Raw genomic sequence first — 19326 nt, 5'->3', positions numbered from 1 at the left:
TCTCCTAGGGGGCGTGCCGGCCCCGGACGCCCAGACCTTCGTCGTCCGAGTCCGTCCACAGGGTGGCGTCGTACGGCGTTTCGCTGATCGTGATGACGCCGCCGGCGGGTCCGGTGCCGCCGGCGGCTTCGAGCGGGGCCGGCCCGGCTTCCGCCCCGCGCAGCCGCGCGAGACTCCGCTCCAGCCGGCCGACGGTGCGGACCAGATCGTCGAGGCAGTCCTGAAGAACCGTCAATTCCTCTTGCAGTGACATGACTTGCTCTCACTTCCGCAGTCGCGGGTGGTCATGTTCATGCGCCTGAGAGTGTCGCGCGTCACACCCCCGTTGGGAAGAGTGCGGGACCTTCCGGTCTGCTGCGGGTGTTCCGCCGCACGGGTGAGGTTCGGGGGGTGCTGCGCCGTGTCTGCGCCGCCTCTCGCGCGGGGGCGCCTTCAGTGGGCGGACGGAATCGGTGTGATCAACTGCATATGCCACCAAAAAAGCACAATCCGGCCCACTCCGGTGCGGGTGGACCGGGACGGCCTCGGAGGTATCAGCCATGTCCCACGTCGGCGTCCCGCGGGGGACGGCCCGAAAGCGCCGCTCGCTCGCGCTCCTCACGACGGGTGTGCTGACGCTCCCCGTACTGGCCGGCTGCAGCTCCGACGACAGCGGCACGGCCTCCGCCGTGGTCCCGCAGGACGTCGCGGTCGCGGCCCGGAGCACGGTGGCCGTGGGCTCCACGGCCACCTGGGCGATCGACGCGATGCCCACCACCCTCAACACCTTCCAGGCCGACGCCGACAGCTCCACCACCCGTATCACCGGCGCTCTGCTGCCGACGCTCTTCCCGCTGGACGCGCAGGGCAGGCCACAGCTCAACCCGGACTATCTGGAGTCCGCGAAGGTGGTCGAGCGCGAGCCCCGGCAGGTGGTGCTCTACCGGCTCAACCAGCAGGCGGTGTGGAGCGACGGCCGGGAGATCGGGGCGTCCGACTTCGTCGCCCAGTGGCGGGCGCTGAACGGCAAGGATTCGGCGTACTGGACCGCCCGCAACGCCGGCTACGAGCGGATCGAGAAGATCGAGCGCGGTGCGGACGACCTGGAGGTCCGGGTCACCTTCGCCAAGCCGTACGCGGACTGGCGCTCGCTCTTCTCCCCGCTGTACCCGAAGGAGGTGACCGGCACCCCGAACGCCTTCAACGACGGCGCGCGGACCACCCTCAAGGCCACCGCGGGCCCGTTCCGCCTGCGCGGCGTGGACACGAAGACGGGCCAGGTCGCCCTGGACCGCAATCCGCGCTGGTGGGGCAGCCCGGCCAAGCTCGACACGCTGGTCTTCCGGGCGGTCAAGCCGCAGGACCGCACCCAGGCGCTGACCGAGGGCAAGGTCGATGTCGCCGACGTCGACGCCGCGACCGCGCACCGCATCGTGCAGGCGGGCCGGGACGAGGGCGGGAACGGGCAGCCGCTCGCCCAGGGCCCCGGCTCGGGGACCGGCCCGGCCGCCGCGCTGCGCTCCTGGGCGGTGGCGCACGGCTCGGACGAGGAGGCGGCGGCGGCCGCGCAGGAGGCCAGGGAGAAGAACCGGGCGGCCGCCGAGGCGCACGCCGCCGAGCAGGGCAGACTGCGCGCGTACGTGGTCCGCAAGGCGCTGGAGCCCGCCTACACCCAGCTCGCGCTGAACGGCGAGTCCGGGCCGCTCGCCGACGACCGGGTACGCCGGGCGGTCGCCCGGGCCCTGAACCGCCAGGAGCTCGCCGACACCGTACTCAAACCGCTCGGCCTGCCCGCCGCGCCGCTCGGCAGCCACGTGGCCCTGGTCGGGCAGCCGGGGTACAAGGACAGCAGCGGCGCACTCGGCGGGCACGACACCGAGGAGGCGCGGGCGCTGCTGGCCGACGCGGGCTGGACGCGGGAGGGCGCGGTCAAGAAGCCGGACGGCACCAAGGCGGGCAGCGAGGCCGGGAAGAAGGGCACGAAGGACAAGGACACCGCCGCCGGGGAGGACGGCAAGGCGGATCCGTCCGAGAAGGCGGACAAAGCAGGCGAAGGCAAGACCGGCAAGACCGGCAAGACCGGCGACGGCAAGACCGGCGACGGCAAGACCGGCGACGGCAAGGCCGACGACGGCAAGGCCGGCCACGCCGCCCACCGGCACGAGCGCGAGCCCGCGGCCGACGACGGCCTGTACATCGTGGGCGACGACAACAAGCCCGGCGACAGCAGGGCGTCCGGCAGCACCTCCCGGATCCTCGCTCCCGCCACCACCGCCGCGTTCCACAGCGCCGCCCTGCTGCGCCAGGCCGGACACCTGGCCGGGACCGTCACCTCCGTGGACGCCCCGGCCGAGGCCGCCGCCCAGGACGAGCGGCCCGGCGGCGCCACCGGTGCGTACGCCCCCGCGGGCACCGCGGCCCCCGCCCAGGCCCCCGACGCCCGCCGCGGTCCGCTGGGCAAGGACGGCAAGGCGCTGACCCTGCGCTTCGTCCTGCCGTCCGGTCCCGGCTCGGAGGCGCTGCGTGCCGTCGGGGACAAGATCTCGGCGATGCTCGATTCGATCGGCATCGGCACGTCGGTCACCAAGGTCGCCGACGACAGCTACTTCCAGGACCACATCGCTTCCGGCGACTACGACCTGGCGCTGTACTCCTGGCCCGCCACCGCCTACCCGGCGACCGACGACCGCCCGATCTTCGCCAAGCCGGTACCCGCCACCGACGGCTCGCTGCTGGTCGAGCAGAACTACACCCGCGTCGGTACGGACCACATCGACCAGCTCTTCGACCAGGCGGTCGCGGAGCTCGACGAGGGGGCCGCCCGGGATCTGATGAAGCAGGCGGACGCCCGGATCTGGGCCGCCGCCGGATCGATTCCGCTCTACCAGCGCCCGCAGCTCGTGGCGACGAACAGAAAGCTGGCGAACGTCGGCGCCTTCGGCTTCGGGACACCCCGTTACCAGGACATCGGCTTCAAGAAGCCGCAGGCCGCCGGAGCCCCGGCGAACAAGAAGAAGTAGCAGGTCAGAACGGGGCCGGAAGCTCAGAACTGGCTCAAGTCCCTTGCCCGCCGGAGCCCCGGCGGGCAAGGTCGTGGGTGCCTGCCGACCCGGGTGGCCGCTCATCCCCCCACCTCCGAGCCCCCCACCCCGGAGCCCCGGCTCCGGGCCCGTCTCGGAGCAGCCGCTTCGGAGCCCCGCCTCTGAGGTTGCTCAAGTCCCGTGTCTGCCGTCTCCGCCCGGGGGACCGTGGTCATGGCAACCGGTGAAATTCACCGGAAGACATGACCACGGGGGCGGAAACATGAAGCGGACACCGGCGGCCGCGGCCGCCGCTGCCGCAGTGGTCGGCGGAATCCTCCGCTGCGAGGAGCCGCTGCGCGCGCACGCGTCGGCCGCCGCCCGCGAGGCCGAGCGCCTGTCCTGCGGCCGGTAGTTCTTGCCCGGGAAGCCGCCCGGGCGCCAGCCCCGTACCATGGTGGTAGCCGTGGCGCGTCCGCCCGGCGGGCGTACGAGGACCCGAGAGCGACTGAGACGCCTGACCCCACGAACCGAGAGAAGCGCAAGCCACCCATGCCCACGCGCCACGACATCCGTAACGTAGCCATCGTCGCCCACGTCGACCACGGCAAGACCACGCTGGTCGACGCCATGCTCAAGCAGGCCGGTGCCTTCGCCGCGCACGCCGCCGAGCACCTCGACGACCGCATGATGGACTCGAACGACCTGGAGCGTGAGAAGGGCATCACGATCCTCGCCAAGAACACGGCGGTGAAGTATCACCCCAAGGACGGCGGGGACCCGATCACGATCAACATCATCGACACCCCGGGCCACGCCGACTTCGGCGGCGAGGTCGAGCGCGGGCTGTCGATGGTGGACGCGGTCGTGCTGCTCGTCGACGCCTCCGAGGGCCCGCTCCCGCAGACCCGCTTCGTGCTGCGCAAGGCGCTCTCCGCGAAGATGCCGGTCATCCTCTGCATCAACAAGACGGACCGCCCCGACTCCCGGATCGCCGAGGTCGTCGACGAGACGTACGACCTCTTCCTGGACCTCGACGCGGACGAGGACCAGATCGAGTTCCCGATCGTCTACGCCTGCGCGCGTGACGGCGTGGCCTCGCTGACCAAGCCGGAGGACGGCACCGTCCCGCAGGACAGCGACAACCTGGAGCCGTTCTTCTCCACGATCCTGTCGCACGTCCCGGCCCCGGAGTTCGACGACGAGGCCCCGCTCCAGGCCCACGTCACCAACCTGGACGCCGACAACTTCCTCGGCCGTATCGCGCTCTGCCGCGTCGAGCAGGGCGAGCTGCGCAAGGGCCAGACCGTCACCTGGATCAAGCGCGACGGCACGATGTCCAACGTCCGCATCACCGAGCTGCTGATGACCGAGGCGCTCACCCGCAAGCCGGCCGAGAAGGCGGGTCCGGGCGACATCTGCGCCATCGCCGGTATCCCGGACATCATGATCGGCGAGACCCTGGCCGACCCCGAGAACCCGATCGCGCTGCCGCTGATCACGGTCGACGAGCCGGCCATCTCGATGACCATCGGCACGAACACCTCGCCGCTCGTCGGCAAGGGCGGCAAGGGCCACAAGGTCACCGCCCGTCAGGTGAAGGACCGCCTCGACCGCGAGCTGATCGGTAACGTCTCGCTCCGCGTCCTGGACACCGAGCGCCCCGACGCCTGGGAGGTCCAGGGCCGCGGTGAGCTCGCGCTGGCCATCCTCGTCGAGCAGATGCGCCGTGAGGGCTTCGAGCTCACGGTCGGCAAGCCGGAGGTCGTCACCAAGCAGGTCGACGGCAAGACGTACGAGCCGATCGAGCGCATGACGATCGACTCCCCCGAGGAGCACCTCGGCGCGATCACCCAGCTGATGGCGACCCGCAAGGGCCGTATGGAGACGATGACGAACCACGGTTCGGGCTGGGTCCGCATGGAGTGGATCGTTCCGTCCCGCGGCCTCATCGGCTTCCGTACGGAGTTCCTGACGCAGACCCGCGGTACGGGCATCGCGCACTCCATCTTCGAGGGCCACGAGCCGTGGTTCGGTGAGCTGCGCACCCGTCACAACGGCTCGCTGGTCGCCGACCGCGCGGGCTCCGTAACGCCGTTCGCGATGGTCAACCTCCAGGAGCGCGGTGTCATCTTCACCGAGGCCGGCACCGAGGTCTACGAGGGCATGATCGTCGGCGAGAACTCCCGCGCCGACGACATGGACGTGAACATCACCAAGGAGAAGAAGCTCACCAACATGCGTGCGGCTTCCGCGGACACCACGGAGAACGTGGTGCCGGCCCGCAAGCTCTCCCTGGAGCAGTCCCTGGAGTTCTGCCGCGAGGACGAGTGCATCGAGGTGACCCCGGAGACGGTCCGTATCCGCAAGGTCGTCCTGGACCAGAAGGAGCGCGGCCGCGCCGCGTCGCGCGCCAAGCGCTGACGACGCGTCGGCCGACGGCTCGGCCGTATGAACCGTTCGAGCCATTGACATGAGGGCCGGGCCCCCGCAGACACTGTGGGGGCCCGGTCGTTTCGTCAACTCGTTTTCCCTGCCCGAGGTGTCCGGTTATCGAGCGTCGCTCTCCGGAACATGTGTTAACGGTCCGTTTCGGGCGTGTCTGTCTGGGATCACTTTGTCCGGATTTCGGTCAACCATGCCTCGCTGATGTTGTCAAACCGAGACCCTTTAAGTGTGGTTTACGGCCCGGCTGTACTTAATAGTTGGCTCCATTGAGCTCGGGTCAATGGGTCACGCACTGTGGGGAGTGCCGACTCACGAGCACACTCGGGGCACTGAAACGATCACCGTCAGGGGTGTCGGTGGATCACTCCAGTGCCCCTCTTGTAGTCAAAAGTGGACTCATGAGGAGGAAACCCATGCGTGGTGCCAAGAGCGCCAAGTGGGTCGCGGGAGCGGCAATCATCGCCCTGGCTGCGACCGCCTGTGGTGGCGGCGACGACAGCGGCAAGGGCAAGGGGGGCGACAGCGCCAAGGGTGCTGTCAACGCCGACGGCATCTTCTCCGTCGAGGTCGGTGAGCCGCAGAACCCGCTGCAGCCGGCGAACACGATGGAGTCGAACGGCAGCATCGTCACCGACGCGATCTTCTCGCAGCTCGTTGACTACGACCCGGCCGGCAAGCTCGAAATGATCAACGCGGAGTCTGTCGAGACCAAGGACAGCAAGCTCTGGACGGTCAAGCTCAAGAAGGGCTGGAAGTTCCACGACGGAACGCCGGTCACCGCCAAGTCCTACGTCGACGCGTGGAACTGGGCCGCGAACATCAAGAACAACCAGACCAACGCGTCCTGGTTCGGCGACATCAAGGGCTTCTCCGACGTCCACCCCGAGGACGCCAAGGCCAAGCCGAAGTCGGACACGATGTCCGGCCTGAAGGTCATCGACGACCACACCTTCACCATCGAGCTCAACGGCGCGCTGCCGTACTTCTCGTACAAGCTCGGCTACACGGTCTTCTCCCCGCTGCCCGAGTCCTTCTACAAGGACCCGAAGGCCGCCGGTCAGAAGCCGGTCGGCAACGGCGCCTACAAGTTCGTCAGCTGGGACCACAAGAAGCAGATCAAGGTCGTCCGCAACGACGACTACCAGGGCCCCGACAAGGCGAAGAACGGTGGTGTGGTCTTCAAGAACTACAGCACCCTGGAGACCGCCTACGAGGACCTGAAGTCCGGCAACGTCGACGTGCTGCGCCAGATCGGCCCGAAGGACCTCCCGGTCTACCGCGCCGACCTCGGTGACCGCGCCGTGGACAAGGCGTACTCCGCCATCCAGACCATCGCCGTCGCCTTCTACACCGACCAGTGGAAGGACATCGACCCGAAGGTCCTCCAGGGCCTGTCGATGGCGATCGACCGGAACACCATCACCAAGACGGTGCTCCAGGGCACCCGCGAGCCCGCCACCGGCTGGGTCGCCAAGGGCGTTCTCGGCTACCAGCCCAACGCCACGGGCGACATCACCAAGTACGACCCGGCGAAGGCCAAGAAGCTCATCAAGGACGGCGGCGGCGTCCCGAAGAACGCCATCTCCATCCAGTTCAACGCCGATGGCGGTCACAAGGAATGGGTCGAGGCTGTCTGCAACAGCATCACCCAGGCGACCGGCGTCAAGTGCACCGGCGACTCGAAGGCCGATTTCCAGGCCGACACGAACGCCCGTGACGCCAAGCAGGTCAAGTCCCTGTACCGCTCCGGCTGGGTGCTCGACTACCCGGTGAACGCGAACTTCATCTCGGACCTGTTCCGTACCGGTGCCGCCGGTAACCAGGGTGACTTCTCGAACAAGGCGCTGGACGCGGAGATCAAGAAGGCCGACTCCGCGGCCTCCCTCGACGAGTCCGTCGCGGCCTACCAGAAGATCGAGAAGGAGCTGGTGAACTACATGCCCTCCATCCCGCTCTGGTACTACAAGGTCAACGCCGGGTACTCGGAGAAGGTCCAGAACGTCGACTACGCCCAGGACGGCGACCCGATCCTGACGCAGGTCGAAGTCAAGAAGTAACCACCGACGTAGTCCGCGCGCCGGCGCGGGACCGACACTGAGGACGGTCCGCGCCGACCGCACGCAGTGGCCGGGGGGCCCTTCCACGCAACTGACGACCCCACAGGGGGAGTCGGAGCGGGGGAGGGCCCGTCGGCTGCCGCCCGCCTATTACATGGAGGCATGATGGGGCGCTATGTCGCACGACGACTGCTCCAGATGATCCCGGTCTTCCTCGGGACGACTCTGCTGATCTTCCTGATGGTCTACACGCTGCCCGGCGACCCCGTGCGCGGGCTGTTCGGGGACAAGGGCGCGGATCCCGCGACCCTCGCCGCCATGCGGCACAAGCTCGGGCTGGACCAGCCGATCCTGCAGCAGTACTGGAATTACATGACAGGCATCGTCCTGCACGGTGACTTCGGCACTCAGATTGCCAGCGGCCGTCCGGTGACGGACGTCCTCGGCGACGCGTTCCCCGTCACCCTCCGGCTGGCCGGCCTGGCGTTCGTCATCGAGATCGTCGTCGGTATCGGCCTCGGCACGGCCGCGGGTCTGCGCGCCGGCCGGCTCACCGACAACGTGATCCTGATCTTCACCCTGCTGATCATCTCGATCCCGGTCTTCGTTCTCGGCTTCATCATCAAGACGGTGTTCGCGTTCCAGCTCGGCTGGATCGAACCGAACGTCTCGATCGACGTGACCTGGGGCGAACTACTGGCGCCGGCCATCGTGCTCGGGTCACTGTCACTCGCCTATGTGGCGAGGCTGACCCGTACGACCATGGCCGAGAACCTGCGCGCGGACTACATGCGCACCGCCGTGGCCAAGGGACTTCCCAAGCGCCGCATCGTCGGTGTGCACCTGATGCGCAACTCGCTGATCCCCGTCATCACCTTCCTCGGCACCGACCTGGGCGCCCTGATGGGCGGCGCGGTCGTCACCGAGGGCCTGTTCAACGTGAAGGGCATCGGCGGCACGATCTACGAGTCGATCGTCAAGCGCGAGGGCACCACGCTCGTCGGGCTGGTGACCATCCTCGTGCTCGTCTACCTCTTCATGAGCCTCATCGTCGACCTGCTGTACGCGGTCCTGGACCCGAGGATCCGTTATGCCTGACGTGACCAAGACCGCACCCGCGCCCAAGGCCTCCGGGACGCCCGCCGCAGTGCCGGTGGACGTGAAGGCCGAGAAGGCCCGCAGCCTGTGGGGCGACGCCTGGCGCGACCTGCGGCGCAACTGGTACTTCATCGTGTCGTCGGTGCTCATCGTGATCCTGCTCGTGATCACCGTCTTCCCGGGGCTCTTCACCAGTGCCTCGCCGACCTCCGGCGACCTGGTGCACCACTTCCTCGGCAAGCCCGAACTGAGCAAGATCGGCTCGCCCGAGTGGCTCGGCTACGACCTCCAGGGCCGCAGTGTCTACGCGCGTGTCATCTACGGCACCCGCGCCTCGGTGATCGTCGGTGTCTGCGTCACGGCGCTGGTGACCGTCTTCGGCGGTCTCGTCGGAATGCTGTCCGGCTACTTCGGCGGCTGGGTCGACGCGCTCCTGTCCGGCTTCACCAACATCTTCCTCGGTGTCCCGTTCCTGCTCGGCGCCATGGTCGTTCTCCAGGCCTTCACCGAGCGCACGGTCTGGGTGGTCGTCTTCGCCCTGGCGTTCCTCGGCTGGACCCAGATCGCCCGTGTCATGCGCGGTGCGGTCATCACCATCAAGCAGGCGGACTACGTACAGGCCGCCAGGGCACTGGGCGCCGGCACCGGCCGGATCCTCTTCCGGCACATCCTGCCGAACGCCATGGCTCCGGTGATCGTCGTCGCGACCATCTCGCTCGGTGTCTACATCTCGGCCGAGGCGACCCTGTCGTACCTGGGCCTCGGTCTTGCCTCGCCGACGATCTCGTGGGGCATCGACATCTCCGGTGGCGCCAGCCAGATCCGCGTCGCGCAGCACATCCTGCTGTACCCGTCGATCATGCTCAGCATCACCGTTCTGGCGTTCATCATGCTCGGCGAAGCGGTCCGCAACGCCCTCGACCCGAAGATGCGATAAGGAGGGCGAACGTGACCACCATCGACAAGACCGCTGAAGTCCCGTCCGCACGCTCGGGTGACGACCACGTCGGCCCGCTGCTCGAAGTCCGCGACCTGCACGTGGAGTTCCACACCCGCGACGGTGTGGCCAAGGCGGTCAACGGCGTCAACTACAGCGTGGACGCCGGTGAGACGCTCGCCGTGCTCGGCGAGTCCGGCTCCGGCAAGTCCGTGACGGCCCAGGCCATCATGGGCATCCTCGACATGCCGCCGGGCAAGATCCCGCAGGGCGAGATCTTCTTCCGCGGCCAGGACATGCTCAAGATGTCCTACGAGGAGCGTCGGCAGATCCGTGGCCAGAAGATCGCGATGATCTTCCAGGACGCGCTCTCCTCGCTGAACCCGGTCCTCACCGTCGGCTACCAGCTCGGCGAGATGTTCCGGGTCCACCAGGGCCTGTCCAAGAAGGACGCCAAGGCCAAGGCCATCGAGCTGATGGACCAGGTCAAGATCCCGGCCGCCAAGGCCCGTGTCTCGGACTACCCGCACCAGTTCTCCGGCGGTATGCGCCAGCGCATCATGATCGCCATGGCACTGGCGCTGGAGCCCGACCTGATCATCGCGGACGAGCCGACCACCGCGCTCGACGTGACCGTCCAGGCCCAGGTGATGGATCTCCTCGCGGAGCTCCAGCGCGAGTACAACATGGGTCTGATCCTGATCACGCACGACCTCGGGGTCGTCGCGGACGTCGCTGACAAGATCGCCGTGATGTACGCGGGCCGGATCGTCGAGACCGCCCCGGTCCACGAGATCTACAAGCGCCCGGCGCACCCGTACACCAAGGGCCTGCTGGAGTCGATCCCGCGCCTGGACCAGAAGGGCCAGGAGCTCTTCGCGATCAAGGGCCTGCCGCCCAACCTGCTCAACGTGCCCACGGGTTGTGCCTTCAACCCGCGCTGCACGATGACGCAGGACATCTGCCGTACGGACATCCCGGTGCTGAGCCCGGTGACCGAGCAGGACGGCACCGAACTGGTCGGCCGCGGCAGCGCCTGCCACTTCTGGAAGGAGACGATCCATGGCTGACATCAAGAAGGAGCCCGTGGACGCCACCCCGAACGTCAGTGAAGTGGAGACGGTCGACGCCGCCACCGAGTCGGAGGCGGTCGCCGCCCTCGACGCGCCGGTGTCGAAGGGCGAGCCGATCCTCCAGGTCCGCAACCTGGTCAAGCACTTCCCGCTGACCCAGGGCATCCTGTTCAAGAAGCAGGTCGGCGCGGTCAAGGCCGTGGACGGCATCTCGTTCGACCTGTACCAGGGCGAGACGCTCGGCATCGTGGGCGAGTCCGGCTGCGGCAAGTCCACTGTCGCCAAGCTCCTGATGACGCTGGAGCAGGCCACCGCCGGCGAGGTCTTCTACAAGGGCCAGGACATCACCAAGCTGTCCGGCCGCGCGCTGAAGGCCGTGCGCCGCAACATCCAGATGGTGTTCCAGGACCCCTACACCTCGCTGAACCCGCGCATGACGGTCGGCGACATCATCGGGGAGACCTTCGAGATCCACCCCGAGGTGGCCCCGAAGGGCGACCGGCGCCGCAAGGTCCAGGAGCTTCTGGACGTCGTGGGCCTCAACCCGGAGTACATCAACCGCTATCCGCACCAGTTCTCCGGCGGTCAGCGCCAGCGCATCGGCATCGCCCGCGGCCTCGCGCTCAACCCGGAGATCATCATCTGCGACGAGCCGGTCTCCGCGCTCGACGTGTCGGTGCAGGCGCAGGTCATCAACCTGATGGGGAAGCTCCAGGACGAGTTCAACCTCTCCTACCTCTTCATCGCCCACGACCTGTCCATCGTCCGGCACATCTCCGACCGGGTCGGCGTGATGTACCTCGGCAAGATGGCCGAGATCGGTACGGACACGGAGATCTACGACCACCCGACGCACCCCTACACCCAGGCGCTGCTGTCGGCGGTCCCGGTCCCCGACCCGGAGGCCCGCGAGGGCCGCGAGCGGATCATCCTCGTCGGAGACGTCCCGTCCCCGGCGAACCCGCCGTCGGGCTGCCGCTTCCGTACGCGGTGCTGGAAGGTCCAGGACAAGTGCGCCACGGAGATGCCGCTGCTGGCCGTCCCCGAGCGCTTCAAGGCCTCGGACACGCCGGCCGCGCACGAGTCGGCCTGCCACTTCGCCGAGGAGAAGGACGTCGTCGGCGCGGCCTCGTGACACGGCACGTATGACACGGAAGGCCCGGAACCCGCCAGGGTTCCGGGCCTTCCGCCGTGGTCGGCGTACCGTCATCCTCCGCTTTCATGACGGTACGTCAGTGGCTGGTGCCGACAGGCTACTTGTACTGGATGCCCCACAGGTTGCTGCTCTTCTTGACCGGGGCGACGTTGTTGGGCTTCTTCCAGTTCTTCACCTTCCTGCAGCCGCCGCCGGACTTCGGCTCCAGGTGGTACTTCGTGACGCTGAAGCCCTTGGCCTCGTGGTACATCATCAGGCGGCCCCGGCTCTTGCCCTTCTTCTTCTCGACCTTGGCCGAGTAGGTCCAGGTGTCGGACTTCGACCAGGACTTGCCGACGGCGACGCTGAACGAGGCCGACGCCTTGGCGAAGATGGCGCCCGCCTCCGTGCCGACCGTCGCGGTGCCGGTGGCCGTCCAGGTGCCGGTCTTGTTCTTGGCGTAGCTGATGGTCACGCCCGGCTTCGCCCAGTCGCTGTGCACGTTGGTCGCGCGCCAGACGGTCTTCTTGTCGCCGATCGAGTAGATCGGCGAGTCGTCGCACTTGGTACCGGCCGAGGCGGGTGCGGCGGACACCGCTACGACTCCCGCGCTCAGCAGCGCGGTGGAGAGAACGGTGCTCATGACACGTTTCACGTAGATCCTCCGGATCCGAGGCGTTCTTGTGGGGTACGCGTCACATCCTGGCAGTCAAGTTGCCTGTGAGATATGGGACTTGAGCGACTATTGAGCTTTGGTGGTAGGACGCGGACATGATCGTTGCTTTGTCCGGAGGAGGTGCCGGTCCGGCGGCGCGCCGCCGTGCGGCGTGCGGGCACGCGGCGTACGGGCCTGCGGTGCGCGGGCCTGTGGTGCGCGGACATGCGGAAGCGCCCGGAGCCGATTCGGTTCCGGGCGCTTCCTCGTGCCCGGGAACCGGGCTCGCAGGTGGCTCGGGTCAAAGGGCCGACGTGCTCGGTTCCTCGGGCCGGGGGAACCCCGCGGTTCCCGGACCGGTCAGGTCCGTGCCGGCGAGGGTTCCCGGGGGGCCGGGGCCAGGGGTTTCAGGCCTCGGTCCCGGGGTTCTCGGCGGCCTTGTCGAGCGAGGGCCCCTGGGGGGCGCTACGGGCCTGCGGGGCGGACGGCACAGCCGCATGGTCCTCGGGGTAGTGGCAGGCCGTCAGATGGCCGTCCCGGCTGCCCTCGACCCGCACCAGCGGCGGCGCCTCGCTCGCGCACTTGTCCGTCGCCTTCCAGCAACGGGTGCGGAAGCGGCAGCCCGACGGCGGATTGACCGGGGAGGGCACGTCGCCGGTGAGGAGGATGCGGTCCCGGGCCGGCACCCCGTCGGCCGTCGCCTCGGGCACGGCCGAGAGCAGCGCCCTGGTGTACGGGTGCCGGGGGTTGCCGTACAGGTCGTCCCGGTCGGCGATCTCCACGATCCGGCCGAGGTACATGACGGCGACGCGCTGCGAGAAGTGGCGCACCACGGCCAGGTCGTGCGCGATGAAGAGGAACGCGATGCCCAGCTCCTGGCGCAGCTTCTGCAGCAGGTTCACCACCTGGGCCTGGATCGACACGTCGAGTGCCGAGACCGGCTCGTCGGCGACGATCAGCTTCGGCTCCAGGGCCAGCGCGCGGGCCACCCCGATGCGCTGGCGCTGACCGCCGGAGAACTCGTGCGGGAAGCGGTTGTAGTGCTCCGGGTTGAGCCCGACGATCTCCAGCAGCTCCCGTACGCGCGCCTCGCGGCCGCCCGCCGGGTCGATGCCGTTGATCTCCATCGGCCCGGCGACGATCTTGCCGACCGTCTGCCGCGGGTTCAGCGAGGCGTACGGGTCCTGGAAGATCATCTGGATCTCGGAGCGGACCGGCGCCAGCTGCTTGCGCGAGGCGTGGGTGATGTCCTGCCCGCGGTAGGAGATCGTGCCGGCCGTCGGCTCCAGGAGCCGGGTGATCAGCCGGCCCGTCGTCGACTTGCCGCAGCCGGACTCGCCGACCAGGCCCAGGCTCTCGCCCTCGCCCACGGTGAAGTCCAGCCCGTCGACGGCCTGCACCGCGCCCACTGTCCGCCGGATCGGGAAGCCGGCCTTGATCGGGAAGTGCTTGGTGAGTCCGGAGACGTCCAGGAGGGGATCTGTGCTGCTCATAGTGGGGAAGTCCCGTCTCTTGTACGTCAGTTGGGCCGAGTGCCGGCGAAGTCGGCGAAGAATTGGACGCGCTGCTCCGGAGTGAGGTGGCAGGCGGCCCCGCGGCCGTCGGTCAGCTCCAGCGGCGGCTGATCGGTCGCGCAGCGCTTGCCGCCGACCTGTTCGGTGAACGAGCACCGCGGGTGGAAGCGGCAGCCGGTCGGCGGGTTGAGGAGGCTCGGCGGGGTGCCGGGGATCGGCGACAGGGGTACGTCGACCGGGCCGTCGAGGCTCGGCATGGACCCCAGCAGGCCCCAGGTGTACGGGTGTTGCGGCGCCCGCAGCACCTCCTTCTTGGTGCCGCGTTCCACGCACCGGCCGCCGTACATCACCAGCACGTCGTCCGCGATGTCGGCGATGACACCGAGGTCGTGGGTGATGAAGACGATCGCGGTACCGGTCTCCTGCTGGAGCTCCTTGAGCAGATCCATGATCTGGGCCTGCACGGTGACGTCCAGCGCGGTGGTCGGCTCGTCGGCGATCAGCAGTTCCGGGTCGCAGACCAGCGCCATGGCGATCATGGCGCGCTGGCGCATACCGCCGGAGAACTGGTGCGGATAGTCGTCCACCCGCAGGTCGGGCTGCGGGATGCCCACCTTGGTGAGCATCTCCACGGCCCGCGCCCTGGCCTCCCGCTTGGAGGCCCCGGTGTGCTTGCGGTACGCCTCGCCGATCTGCCGGCCGATCGTGTGGTACGGCGACAGGGAGGCCAGCGCGTCCTGGAAGATCATGGCCATCTTGTTGCCGCGCAGCCGCTCCAGCTCCCGCTCCGAGGCGGCGAGCAGGTCCTGCCCGTCGAGCAGGATCTCGCCGTCGATCTCGGTGTGGTCGGGGTGGTGCAGTCCGAGAATCGTCAGGTTGGTGACGGACTTGCCGGAACCGGACTCGCCGACGATGCCGAGGGTCCTGCCCTTCTCCACGTCGAAGGACAGGCCGTCGACGGCCTTGACGACGCCGTCCTCGGTCGAGAAGTGAACGTGTAGATCCCTGACGGAGAGGAGGGGCTGCTGATCGGTGCTCGTCACGGGGACGCTCCAGGAGGATGTTGCGGGAGAGGGTGGGCCGGAACGGGGAGCGGGGTCAGGCGAGCCGGATCCGCGGGTCGATGAGGCCGTAGACGGCGTCCACGACGATGTTGGCGAAGACGATCGCGCCCGCCGCGACGATGGTGACCCCGAGCAGCATGGGCAGGTCGCTGGTGTCGACGGAATGCACGGAGAGCTGGCCCAGACCCTGGAGGCTGAAGGTTATCTCGGTGATGATGGCGCCACCGATCAGCGTGCCCAGGTCGATGCCGAAGATCGTGACGATCGGTCCCATCGCCCCGCGCCAGGCGAAGCGGAAGAAGACCGAGCGGCGGGACAGCCCCTTGGCGCGCGCCGTGCGGACGTAGTCCTCGCTGAGCTGTTCGACGAGCTGGGAGCGGGTCATACGGGTGTAGTTGGCGGTGAAGATGATCGACAGCACCAGCCAGGGCAGCAGCAGCCCGCCGGCCCACTTGGCGGGGTTCTCGGTGATGGGCGTGTACGAGGGCTGATCGAGCAGGCCCATCTGCTGCACCAGCAGGAACATCGCGATGTAGCCGACGAAGTAGATCTGCAGCGAGGAGCCCAGCAGCGAGAGCGAGCTGGCGATCTTGTCGAGCGCCTTGCCCTGCTTGACGGCGGCGAGCATGCCCGTGCCGACACCGAAGATCACGAAGAAGAAGGCCGCGCCCGCCGAGAGCGACAGGGTCAGCGGCAGCCGGTCCATGATCGTGCCGAACACCGGCTGGCGGTTGGTGAACGAGTAGCCGAGGCAGGGCGCCGGGCAGTGGCCGTAGTTCCCGTAGTCGCGGCCGACGAAGATGCCGGAGAGCCAGTGCCAGTACTGGACGGGCATCGGGTCGGCGATCCCCAGGTTCTGCCTGATCTGCCCGAGGAGCTCGGGCGTGCAGACCTTGCCGCAGGCCATCCGGGCCGGGTCACGGGGTATCGCGTAGAAGAGGTAGAAGGTGATGGCGCTGATGACCAACAGAATGACGAAAGCGCCGGTCACGCGGCGGAGAAGAAATCGAAGCATGGGGTCGTGACTTTCCGGGTGGGGCGCCGTCGCCGGGGGGTGGTGGGCGGGGGAGTGACCGGGACCGGGGAAGGGAGGCCGGTGGGCCGCCCTTCCCCGACCGCGTCACGCCTTGGCGTAGAGCTTGGTGATCGCGATGCCGCTGTTGCCCGAGTCGAAGGCCACGCCGCCGACCTTGGAGCCGTAGAACCAGTTGCGGATCGGCCAGTAGTCCGGAACGCACGCCGCCAGCTCCATGATCTGCCGGTCGATCGCGCCCCAGGCCTTGTTGGCCTCCGCCGGGTCGGTGATCTTGGCGGCGGCGTCGATGGCCTTGTTGACGCCCGCGTCGTTCAACTGCGGCCAGTTGGAGGCGCCGTCCGCGATCACACGGCCGTCGAAGGTGGGCTGAAGGGCGGTGTAGCCGCCGGGCCAGTCGGCGGACCAGCCGGCCGCGAACATGTCGAAGTGGTTGTTGATCAGGCCGATCTGGCTGTAGAAGGAGGTCTTGTCGACCTGCTTCGTCACCACGTCGAAGCCCGCCTTGGTGAGCGCGCTCTTGATGGCGACGGCCTGCTTGACGGCGTTGTCGGACTGCTGGAAGGCGATGACGATCTTCTGGCCCTCCTTGCCGGCGTCCTTCAGCAGCTGCTTGGCCTTGACCGGGTCGCCGGCCGGCTTCGCCTTCTTGCCGTAGAGGTCGAAGTCGACGTGGCCCGGGGTGAGGGGGCTGATGACGGTGGTGGCGATCTCGGAGGACGAGGCACCGCCACGGATCAGCTGGGTCTGCTGCGCGGGCCAGGCGTAGTTGAGGGCCTGACGGACCTTCACGTCCGTGATGCGCGTGGTGTTGATCGCGTAGTAGTACGTCGCCGCGTCGAGGTGGTTCAGGACGCGCTTCTTCAGCGCCGGGTCACCGAGGACCTTCTGGATGCGCTCGGCCGCGACCTCGTTGAACATCGACAGCGTGTGCTGGTCGTTGCCCTGGTCCGCGATGTAGCGGTCCGTGGAGGCCAGCGACTGGAAGCCGAACCGCAGCTGGAACGTGTCCGGGTAGGCGTTGCGGATCGGGTCCGTCTTGGCGTCCCAGTGCGGGTTGCGCGACAGCGACATGGACTTGCCGATCTGGCGGGCGTCGATCTTGTACGGGCCGCAGGAGAACGGCTTCTTGTCGTAGTCCTCCTTGGTGTCGTGCTTCTTCGGCACCAGGGAGAAGGCCCGCATGCCCAGGGTGAAGTTGAAGTCGCCGCGGGCCTCCTTGAGATGGAAGGTGACGGTCTTGCCGTCGATCTCGATGGAGTCCAGGTGCTTGCCCTCGTAGGGGCCCTTGTACTTCTCGCCGCCGACCAGCCACTCCTGCGGGTAACGCGGGCCGAACGTCACGAACTTGGCGAAGAGCCGCTCGAAGGTGTGGCGGACGTCCTCCATCGTGATGTCCGCGCCGTCCTCCCACTTCACGCCGTCCTTCAGCGTGAACGACCAGGTCTTGCCGCCGTCCTTCGTCGTGCCGGCGTCGGTGGCGAGGTCGCCCACGAGCGTGGTGGTGCCGTTGTTGGCCACCTTGTAGCCGACCAGACCACGCATGAACAGCGGGGTGATGAGGTTCTCGTAGCTCGACCAGATCTGCGCCGGGTCCAGGTGGTCGCAGTCGATCTGGTCCATCGTGTAGAGCGTGCCGCCCTTGACCGCGCCCGGGACCTCGGGGGCGGGGCCGGTGGAGTCGGCCTTGGTGCCGACCAGGATCTCGGCCCCCTTGTTGCCGGTGACCTTCTGCGTACCCTTGTCGCCCCCCTTGCCGCCGCCGCCCGCGTCACCGCTGCTGCATGCGCTCAGGACAGTGGAGCTCGCGGCCGCCACGCCGGTGGCGATCAGGAAGTTTCTGCGGGAGAAAGACATGCGTATCGGTCCTTGTGGTCGGTGGACGAAGCAGGTACGGCAGGCCGGACGTCAGCGGCCGGGCCGGGTGGAGCGGAGGCTCAGCGCTTCGACTTCGGGTCGAGCGCGTCGCGTACTGAGTCGCCGAGCAGATTGAAGGCGAGCACGAAGATGATCATCGAGATGCCCGGGAAGAGCATGAAGGTGATGTCGTCCGTGTAGAAGGACGCTCCGCGCTGGATCATCACGCCCCAGTCGGGGGTCGGGTCGATGATTCCGACGCCGAGGAAGGCCAGACCCGCTTCGGCCGTCACGAAGGCGGGCAGGGCGAGGGTCGCCTGGATCAGGATCGGCGTCCAGAGGTTCGGAAGCAGTTCCTTGAAGATGATCCGGGCGGGGGAGGCACCGGTCACCTTCGCGGCCTCGACGAACTCCCGCTCGCGCAGGGCCAGTACCTGACCGCGCAGCAGGCGGGCCATCGAGGCCCAGCCGAAGGCGGTGAGCGCGATGATCAGACACGTGGCCCGCAGGGAGGTGGGGATCTCGTCGTCCGGCGACACGAACAGCCCGTACACGACCGGCATGAAGGCGATGAAGAAGAGCGTCGACGGGAACGACAGCAGAATGTCGATGACCCGGCCGATGAGGTAGTCCGTCTTGCCGCCCAGATATCCGGCGGTGACACCGATGACCACACCGATGAGCGTGACGAGAATGGTGGTCGCCGCCGCGATCAGGAGCGAGGTGCGGATTCCGTAGAGCAGGAACGTGAAGACGTCCCGGCCCAGTTGGGGCTCGACGCCGAACCAGAAGTCGCTGCTGATACCGCCGTTGGGCTTGACCGGATACGCGAATCCGTTGAGCAGCCCGGGTATCTCCTGGCCGTACTGCTCGTACGGATTCTTGCCGTACAGCTTCGCGATCAGCGGGGCGGCCACCGCGATCACGAAGAAGAACACGACGATGTAGGCGGAGAGCACGCCCGTCCTGTCGCGCTTGAAGCGCCGCCAGGCCAGCTGGCCTGGACTCCGTGCATCGGCGCCCTTGTCGGGGCCTGCGGGCTGCCGGGACTCCTCAACGACTTCGGTGGCGGTCGTGTCCACCGAGGTGATGGGGGCCGGGGATGGCGTGGTCATCGAGCTCCTGTCCCCGTACGGAAAGCGGCATCCTCCGGACAGGAGGAGCTGAGGGGTTGGAACGGACCCAATCAATCGCGTTGACAACGGTCAATCAGCTGTGGAAGTCCACACCCGGTCTTTAGGTTCTTGACCCGAACTTGACAAGACACGGATGTCCTACAGGTGGACAGGTGTTTTACGGAACGGGGTAATCGGGGCGAACCTGGCGGGGTGTCCGGTCATGGGTGTGTCCTTTTCGTTATGCGGCACACCCGAATGGCTTGATGACACCTACACACGTACGGCCGCAGTTAGGGTGCATTGGAGTCGTTTTACGGTGATATTTGGCTCTACGTGTG

15 protein-coding genes are annotated in these 19326 nt (G+C 67.9%); 8 read left to right on the top strand and 7 right to left on the bottom strand.

Translation table 11 applies throughout. The annotated features are described in order from the left end of the window. Nucleotides 1-4 precede the first annotated feature (4 nt). A complete protein-coding gene (locus ACIOMQ_RS00650; RefSeq protein WP_402187380.1) occupies nt 5-253 on the bottom strand; it encodes a hypothetical protein in 249 nt (82 codons plus the stop codon). 286 nt (nt 254-539) lie between these two features. Between ACIOMQ_RS00650 and ACIOMQ_RS00645 the strand changes: the two genes are divergently transcribed. The 8 genes from ACIOMQ_RS00645 (at nt 540) to ACIOMQ_RS00610 (ending at nt 11747) form a co-directional block, all read left to right on the top strand. Continuing rightward, nucleotides 540-2999 (top strand): ABC transporter family substrate-binding protein, encoded by a 2460-nt coding sequence (locus ACIOMQ_RS00645; protein WP_402187377.1) that lies wholly within the window; start codon nt 540-542, stop codon nt 2997-2999. A gap of 283 nt (nt 3000-3282) precedes the next feature. After that, the gene (locus tag ACIOMQ_RS00640) at nt 3283-3414 is read left to right on the top strand and encodes a hypothetical protein (RefSeq protein WP_362200345.1); all 132 of its coding nucleotides are present in this window, start codon (nt 3283-3285) and stop codon (nt 3412-3414) included. 137 nt (nt 3415-3551) lie between these two features. Then, nucleotides 3552-5423, top strand: coding sequence for a translational GTPase TypA (typA, locus tag ACIOMQ_RS00635; protein ID WP_362200348.1), 1872 nt, complete (start codon nt 3552-3554; stop codon nt 5421-5423). A 437-nt stretch (nt 5424-5860) separates the two neighbouring features. Next, nucleotides 5861-7504: an ABC transporter substrate-binding protein gene (locus ACIOMQ_RS00630; RefSeq protein WP_401985415.1), complete on the top strand. Its 1644-nt coding sequence runs from the start codon at nt 5861-5863 to the stop codon at nt 7502-7504. A 165-nt stretch (nt 7505-7669) separates the two neighbouring features. Then, complete coding sequence (locus ACIOMQ_RS00625; protein WP_362200946.1) at nt 7670-8602, top strand: ABC transporter permease; 933 nt, start codon at nt 7670-7672, stop codon at nt 8600-8602. Continuing rightward, entirely contained in the window at nt 8595-9539 is a 945-nt protein-coding gene (locus ACIOMQ_RS00620; protein WP_402187374.1) for an ABC transporter permease, read from the top strand. Before ACIOMQ_RS00625 ends, ACIOMQ_RS00620 begins: the two co-directional genes overlap by 8 nt. Before the next feature lie 11 nt (nt 9540-9550). Next, complete coding sequence (locus ACIOMQ_RS00615) at nt 9551-10609, top strand: ABC transporter ATP-binding protein (RefSeq protein ID WP_362200357.1); 1059 nt, start codon at nt 9551-9553, stop codon at nt 10607-10609. After that, nucleotides 10602-11747, top strand: coding sequence for a dipeptide ABC transporter ATP-binding protein (locus tag ACIOMQ_RS00610; protein ID WP_362200360.1), 1146 nt, complete (start codon nt 10602-10604; stop codon nt 11745-11747). Before ACIOMQ_RS00615 ends, ACIOMQ_RS00610 begins: the two co-directional genes overlap by 8 nt. A 118-nt stretch (nt 11748-11865) precedes the next feature. Here the strand turns inward: ACIOMQ_RS00610 and ACIOMQ_RS00605 are convergent, their stop codons facing one another. The 6 genes from ACIOMQ_RS00605 to ACIOMQ_RS00580 all read right to left on the bottom strand — a co-directional run bounded on the left by ACIOMQ_RS00605 (nt 11866) and on the right by ACIOMQ_RS00580 (nt 18985). Continuing rightward, nucleotides 11866-12390, bottom strand: a complete 525-nt coding sequence (locus ACIOMQ_RS00605) for a hypothetical protein (protein WP_362200363.1) — start codon at nt 12388-12390, stop codon at nt 11866-11868. A gap of 419 nt (nt 12391-12809) precedes the next feature. After that, on the bottom strand, nt 12810-13895 hold the full coding sequence (locus ACIOMQ_RS00600) for an ABC transporter ATP-binding protein (protein ID WP_401753837.1): 1086 nt from the start codon (nt 13893-13895) through the stop codon (nt 12810-12812). Nucleotides 13896-13921: 26 nt separating this feature from the next. Beyond that, a complete protein-coding gene (locus ACIOMQ_RS00595) occupies nt 13922-14959 on the bottom strand; it encodes an ABC transporter ATP-binding protein (RefSeq protein WP_362200369.1) in 1038 nt (345 codons plus the stop codon). A 55-nt stretch (nt 14960-15014) separates the two neighbouring features. Continuing rightward, nucleotides 15015-15995 (bottom strand): ABC transporter permease, encoded by a 981-nt coding sequence (locus ACIOMQ_RS00590; RefSeq protein WP_362200372.1) that lies wholly within the window; start codon nt 15993-15995, stop codon nt 15015-15017. Nucleotides 15996-16100: 105 nt separating this feature from the next. Beyond that, nucleotides 16101-17870 carry an ABC transporter substrate-binding protein gene (locus ACIOMQ_RS00585; protein ID WP_362200375.1) on the bottom strand — a complete coding sequence of 590 codons (1770 nt, stop codon included), beginning with the start codon at nt 17868-17870 and terminating at the stop codon, nt 16101-16103. An 80-nt stretch (nt 17871-17950) separates the two neighbouring features. Further along, nucleotides 17951-18985 (bottom strand): ABC transporter permease, encoded by a 1035-nt coding sequence (locus tag ACIOMQ_RS00580; RefSeq protein ID WP_362200378.1) that lies wholly within the window; start codon nt 18983-18985, stop codon nt 17951-17953. Nucleotides 18986-19326 lie beyond the last annotated feature (341 nt).

This window comes from Streptomyces sp. NPDC087845 (assembly GCF_044742755.1).
In the GTDB taxonomy this organism is placed as follows: Bacteria; Actinomycetota; Actinomycetes; order Streptomycetales; family Streptomycetaceae; genus Streptomyces.
Note: the sequence above shows the minus strand (reverse complement) of the source record. Positions and strands in the feature narration are given on the sequence as shown.

Coding starts and splice junctions, on each gene's coding strand:
- ACIOMQ_RS00585 (WP_362200375.1), bottom strand. CDS start 17,870: ATGTCTTTCTCCCGCAGAAACTTCCTGATCGCCACCGGCGTGGCGGCC.
- ACIOMQ_RS00610 (WP_362200360.1), top strand. CDS start 10,602: ATGGCTGACATCAAGAAGGAGCCCGTGGACGCCACCCCGAACGTCAGT.
- ACIOMQ_RS00645 (WP_402187377.1), top strand. CDS start 540: ATGTCCCACGTCGGCGTCCCGCGGGGGACGGCCCGAAAGCGCCGCTCG.
- ACIOMQ_RS00625 (WP_362200946.1), top strand. CDS start 7,670: ATGGGGCGCTATGTCGCACGACGACTGCTCCAGATGATCCCGGTCTTC.
- ACIOMQ_RS00580 (WP_362200378.1), bottom strand. CDS start 18,985: ATGACCACGCCATCCCCGGCCCCCATCACCTCGGTGGACACGACCGCC.
- ACIOMQ_RS00640 (WP_362200345.1), top strand. CDS start 3,283: ATGAAGCGGACACCGGCGGCCGCGGCCGCCGCTGCCGCAGTGGTCGGC.
- ACIOMQ_RS00600 (WP_401753837.1), bottom strand. CDS start 13,895: ATGAGCAGCACAGATCCCCTCCTGGACGTCTCCGGACTCACCAAGCAC.
- ACIOMQ_RS00650 (WP_402187380.1), bottom strand. CDS start 253: ATGTCACTGCAAGAGGAATTGACGGTTCTTCAGGACTGCCTCGACGAT.
- ACIOMQ_RS00590 (WP_362200372.1), bottom strand. CDS start 15,995: ATGCTTCGATTTCTTCTCCGCCGCGTGACCGGCGCTTTCGTCATTCTG.
- ACIOMQ_RS00630 (WP_401985415.1), top strand. CDS start 5,861: ATGCGTGGTGCCAAGAGCGCCAAGTGGGTCGCGGGAGCGGCAATCATC.
- ACIOMQ_RS00620 (WP_402187374.1), top strand. CDS start 8,595: ATGCCTGACGTGACCAAGACCGCACCCGCGCCCAAGGCCTCCGGGACG.
- ACIOMQ_RS00605 (WP_362200363.1), bottom strand. CDS start 12,390: ATGAGCACCGTTCTCTCCACCGCGCTGCTGAGCGCGGGAGTCGTAGCG.
- typA (WP_362200348.1), top strand. CDS start 3,552: ATGCCCACGCGCCACGACATCCGTAACGTAGCCATCGTCGCCCACGTC.